We start from the raw sequence: 5,720 nt of genomic DNA, 5'->3' as shown, positions 1-5,720 counted from the left end.
CTCCGAGGCGCATCCGGTGGATGACGTGCTGGTACTGATACATTTCGAACCTCCTGTTTGACATTGTACCTCCTTGGAAGTGTTGTCTTTCCAGGGAGATATCCTTAATGAGGGAGGTTCGAAACCTTCAAAATGGCAAGGAAGCTACTTAATCACCTGAGTGGCTCCATTACGGTGATCATGAGCTGGCCTCATTAGGCCGATCATGAGGTGGCCCGATTAAGGTGATCATCAGGTGGCTCCATTAAGTGCACATAAACTGGCCCTATTAGCGTGATCATGGACTGGCCCTATTACCGCGGTCACTGACACCCCCTCCGGATGAATATCCGGCGCGACAGGCTCACCAGAGCCCTACAGGGCTTGCTCCGTCCTGTCTGCAACAGGAAGGGATTTTCCCAATCACCCTGACAATGATCCATATCGCCGGATAGATGCTGCGAAAAAAAGGGCAGGGGGAAACAAGCTAAGGACATTTTTGTACCCTTTTGAACTTCATTCGGTATCCCCATCCCCTCCCAATCAGCACACAACACCTCGCCTGCCCACCTCAGCCCAGAGTTTTCAATGGGTTACAGAACAAGAACATTTTTGGTTCTTCGACGTAGCCTGTGGATTTTTGGAGTTTGCCATCTCTTCTGTGTGCTATTCCACTTTCTGTGTCAAAGAGTCACATTTTTGTTCCCTTGTCTGATCCAGAGGACATCTTGGCTTATGACCACAGGAGATGGAAGGCTCTTGAAGACTGGAAGCGGAACTTCAGAGATAAGAATCTGCAAACCTTACAAACCCATAGGCTGCGTCCAAGGATCGCATTGTCAGCACTTCTGGAGGGAGGACAAAATGTGGGTGCGTATCTGCTCGTGCTTGTCCGGATCTTTTATCTTCCCTCCGGTTGCATCAGTCAGATAGAAGACGTCTACCACCTGGGCCCCCGGGGTGGTGATTTTGGCCACCTGGATGGAGAGATCAAAGCAGTGCAGGGCCTTGGATATGGTGTGCAGCACTCCCGGTCGCTCCCAAGTGTAGACCTCGATAACGGTATAAAAATCAGATGCCTGCTCGTTGATAACCACCCGGTCTTCTGCGCTGACAACCGGCAGCTGCCCAAAAGGACGGCCCGGATTCTTGTCCGCCATGTACTTCTCCAGGCTTTGTCGACCGCCGAGAACCTCTTCCAGATCCCTGTGCACCCGGTCCCAAATCTTCTCCGGATGCAGCGGATCCGGGATCTGGTCCACTAGCAGCTCGTCCACCGCTACACCATAGCTCCGGGTATGGATGTCGGCAGAAACGATATTCACCCCATTGGCCCACAGCACCCCGGTCAGATAATCGAACAGATTGGGCAGATCAGGGGTCAGCAGGGTCAGCTCCCAGATGTCGGGCGACAGGGCCTTCACCTTGAAGATCACCGACTTCTCCACCAGTTCCTGTTCCAGAAAGTAGTGCTTGACCACGGCCTCAGCCGGCTGGGTCAAGATGTAGCGCAAGGAGAGCTTCTCCAGCCACTGCATTACCTGCCCATGCACCGGGTCGGTCTCCAGCAGGCTGGAAACTGCGTCCCTGACCCCCTGCACCCGGCTGGATATGTCGCTCCCCTGCCAATCGTCCTGCTCCAAGAGATGCTTCACCTTCAGGCCGAGCTCAATGATCAGGGCCCTTCTCCAGATGGTGTACACCTGCGGTCCGGTCGCCTTGGAATCTGCTACTGTCAGCAAATACAGGGCGGCCAGCCGCTGGGTATCTTTGATGTTCAAGGCACACTCTTCTATCGGCTTTTCTTCGGCCAAGTCCCGTTTCAAAGCCGTATCTGCCAACAGCAGATGCTGATCAACCAAGAAAACCAGCAGAAAAAGCTCGCTTTCAGCAAGGCCCAGCCTGGTTCCGATCTCCACGGCCATCCGAGCCCCGCGTTGGGCATGGCCGTGTCCATGGCCCTTGCCGATATCGTGGATTAAAGCGGCCAAAAACAGGACCCGCCGGGTGGGCAGCACCTCGCCCAGCCACTGCATGCTGAACTCACTGGGCAAGGCGTCCGGATCATCCCCGGCCAAAATGACATGCAGCTCTCTGACTGTGCGCAGCAGATGCTCGTCAACTGTGTATAGATGGTAGGCATCGTATTGGACCCGGTAGCGCAGGGGGGCCATCTCCGGAATGAATGTCTCCAAAAAGCCGGTTTCCAGCATGACTTTCAGCACCGGATAGGCCATGGCGGGGGCAAGAAGAATGTCGAAAAATTGCGAGACGATCCCTGGATCCCTCCGCCAGCTGTCTGTAAACCACTCCAGATTGTTGCGGACGACCTGCCCGGTCTGGTGGTGAAAATGCGCCCGGTGCTGAACTGCCTGCCGGAAGAGATGCATGAGCAGCCCAGGATTTGAAGCCACCATGTACGGATCGTGAAAACGAATATGATTTCCATCCAGCACGAACGGCCCGGAAACAACCTTCTGCTTGCGCTGATTTTTGGCCGGACAAAGGTCCAAGCTCAGTGTTTCGAGCAAAAAGTCGGTCACCCTCCGGACCCTGGCCGTATACCGGTAATAGGAGCGCATAAAGCCCTCCACGGCCCGTCCTCCGGACTGGTTGTCCTCAAATCCGAGCCTGGCGGCCACCTCCGGCTGATATTGGATGATCAGCTGATCCAGGCGCCGGGGACTGATCACGTGCAGCTGCAGTCTGACCCGCCACAAGAAATCCCGGGCCTGCTCCAGCCATGCGTGTTCTGTCTCGTCGATGTACCCCCTGTCCAACAAGTGCCGCATGCTGGGGTTGTGCTCAAAGATCGTGCCGCACCAGCGCAGGGCGTGCAGATCCCGCAGCCCGCCCAGCCCGTCCTTTATATTCGGCTCCAGGAGGTAAATGCTTTTGGCCTGTTGCTCCCCTCTTTTGCCCCGCGCGGCTTGAATGGTTTCCAGACATTGTCGCTTCCGGCGGTTGCCAAAGCTGTTCAGCACCTCCTTTCGCCATCCGGCGTACATTTCCCGATCCCCGGCAATGAACTGCGATTCCAGGCAGGTGGTCAGGACCGAAAAGTCATTTCGCATCAGTTGCCTCAGCCCGGACCGGGAGCAGACCGTATGCCCCAGTTCAAACCCTCCATCCCACAGAGCCTGTACCAGGTCTTGAATCACACTATGCAAAAACGGCGGTAAGCGCTTGGAATAGACAAAAAGAAGATCCACGTCTGAGAGAAAGCTGACCTCTTTGCGTCCCAACCCCCCAACAGCTGTCAGAAACCACTCTGGTGCAGGCTTTGCCAGGCCCCCGATATGTGCCTGCATGGAACGTATGCACTCCTGGGCATAACCCCGCGCCCCGGCAATGCCCACGACATCCTTGCTGCAGGCCTGAGCAAAGCGATCCCTCTTGTCCCGCAAATCGGCTAAGAGCGGTGAAAACACGTTGGACACTTCCGAGCTACAGGGCATTTTCGCCTCGTTCTCCGGTTCTGATCCGCACACACTCTTCAACCGGGGAAATAAAGATCTTGCCGTCTCCGATCTTTCCCGTCTTTGCAGCTTTCTGAACAGCCTGGACCACATCCTCTACCCGTTCATCCGCGACCACCACCTCCACTTGGATTTTGGGTATGAAATCAACGACATACTCCGCCCCTCGATAGATCTCCGTATGCCCTTTCTGGCGTCCAAAACCCCGGATCTCAGCCACTGACATCCCTTTGACCCCGATCTCGGACAAGGCGTCCTTGACGTCATCCAGCTTAAAGGGCTTGATAATTGCCACCACTCGTTTCATATCCCCCTCCGAATCAAAAGTTCAGCGCTGCCTTTTGCACCGGCAAGCACGCAGCTCATACAGAGCCTGTGTGTACAGACAACATAGGTAAGCAGACCGAAACCGACTGGGACTGACCATGTCCCCGGCCGATCACCAGAATCGATCCCGGGGCATCTGTACAAAATTTGCAATCTATATGCCTAATTGCCCCGGCTTGATAAGCGTTCAGCCTCTGAACGAATACCCGGCATCAGGGCTAACCAAAGGAACTGAGCAGGAAAGGATGGAAACGGCAGGAATACGTTGATCAATGCGCAGAGTCTTCCTGGTGTGCATTTTGGAACCTGGACGGATCTATTTCGTACTTTTTGATTTTGTATTGAATAATCCTCTTGGTCGTACCCAGGATCCGCGCCGCTTGGGCTTGATTCCCTCTGGAGTCTTTCAGTGCGTCGGTGATCAGATCCCGCTCAAAATTGGACACCAGGATATCCATCTTGCCCCGTTTGCCTTCCGTGATATCTGAAGGTTTCATCTGCAATGTAGGCGGCAAATGATGGGCCTCAATAGTATCGGCCGGGGCCAAAAGCACAGCCCGCTCAATGCAGTTCTCCAGCTCCCGAACGTTTCCCGGCCAGTGATAGGACATCAGCAGGTCAATGGCGGAAGTGGAGATCCGCTTCACCTCTTTCTTGAACTCCCGGGCATACTTGGCGACGAAGAAATCGGCCAACAAGAGGATGTCCGGGCCGCGTTCACGTAGTGGAGGGATAAACACGGGAAAAACGTTCAACCGGTAATAGAGGTCGGAGCGAAATGTTCCCTTGGCCACTTCATGCTCAAGATCCTTATTCGTGGCCGCAACAACCCGTACGTCTACCCGAATCACCCGCGAGGATCCCAGAGGCTGGACCTCCTTCTCCTGCAAAACCCGCAGCAGCTTGGCCTGGGCCATGGGCGAGAGTTCACCGATCTCATCCAGAAATATTGTTCCCCCGTGAGCTTCCTCAAAGCATCCCTTGCGCCTGGATACCGCTCCGGTAAAGGCTCCCTTTTCATGCCCAAACAGCTCGCTTTCAAGCAGGCTTTCCGGCATGGCCGCACAGTTGACCCGGACAAGCTGATTCTTGGCCCGGGGGCTGTTCTCGTGCAGACTTTGAGCCACAAGCTCTTTTCCCGTCCCGGTTTCCCCGTAAATAAGGACAGTGGAATTGGTCTCAGCCACTTGATCCACCAGCCGCATGACGTCCTGTATGCCCTTGGATCTGCCGATCAGCTGGGTCTTGGGCCTTTTGGCCTGAGCCAGGAGCTTCTTTAAGCTTCTGTTTTCTTCACTCACGGCCCGAAAATGTACTGCCTTGCCGGTCAGTTCAGCAACTGCAGCCAGCAGATCCACCTCCCGCTCAAGGCTCTGGACATGACGACTGAGCTTGTCCGCAGATAAAACACCGACAACCCTGCTTTGAAAAAAGATAGGCACACACAAGAAAGCGAGCTCATTGCGCTCCATTTCCTTTCGCGCCCCGGTTCGGTCCAGGAAGTGGGTTTCCTTGCTCAGGTTGGCCACAGCAATAGGCCGGCCTGTCTCAGCCACCTTGCCGGTTATGCCCTCGCCCAGAAGATAGGTCACATCCCCGGTTTGAACATTCACCCCCCGGGCCACATCCAGGACGATGTAGCCGGTCTTCAAGTCGATGATGGATATCATGCCCCGCTCCATGCCCAGACTGGCGCTCATAATATCCAACACTTTCTGTAGCTGATCCTTAAGCTCGTCCGGCGTGGTAAAAGCCCGGGCTATCTCGTACAGGGCCTTTAGCTCAGCATATCCATATTCATTGACCATGGCTGCAGTCTGCCTCAAAAACAAAAAAAGTTCAAAAAAAAAGGCTCCCTGAAGAGGGAGCCTTTTTTTGTAAGGAAATGTCCTGGCAGCGACCTACTTTCCCACGGAAGGGTCCGCAGTATCATCG

General features: G+C 54.8%; 3 protein-coding genes. All 3 read right to left on the bottom strand.

Going from position 1 to position 5,720, the window contains the following annotated elements; genetic code table 11:
• Window positions 1-818: 818 nt before the first annotated feature.
• The 3 genes from glnD to N902_RS0113940 all read right to left on the bottom strand — a co-directional run bounded on the left by glnD (window position 819) and on the right by N902_RS0113940 (window position 5,593).
• On the bottom strand, window positions 819-3,437 hold the full coding sequence (glnD, locus tag N902_RS0113950; RefSeq protein WP_027371414.1) for a [protein-PII] uridylyltransferase: 2,619 nt from the start codon (window positions 3,435-3,437) through the stop codon (window positions 819-821).
• Window positions 3,427-3,765: a P-II family nitrogen regulator gene (locus N902_RS0113945; RefSeq protein ID WP_027371413.1), complete on the bottom strand. Its 339-nt coding sequence runs from the start codon at window positions 3,763-3,765 to the stop codon at window positions 3,427-3,429. Before N902_RS0113945 ends, glnD begins: the two co-directional genes overlap by 11 nt.
• A 289-nt stretch (window positions 3,766-4,054) precedes the next feature.
• On the bottom strand, window positions 4,055-5,593 hold the full coding sequence (locus N902_RS0113940) for a sigma-54 interaction domain-containing protein (RefSeq protein WP_027371412.1): 1,539 nt from the start codon (window positions 5,591-5,593) through the stop codon (window positions 4,055-4,057).
• Window positions 5,594-5,720 lie beyond the last annotated feature (127 nt).

Origin of the sequence: Desulfovermiculus halophilus DSM 18834, assembly GCF_000620765.1 — a bacterium.
In the GTDB taxonomy this organism is placed as follows: Bacteria; Desulfobacterota; Desulfovibrionia; order Desulfovibrionales; family Desulfothermaceae; genus Desulfovermiculus; species Desulfovermiculus halophilus.
Note: the sequence above shows the minus strand (reverse complement) of the source record. Positions and strands in the feature narration are given on the sequence as shown.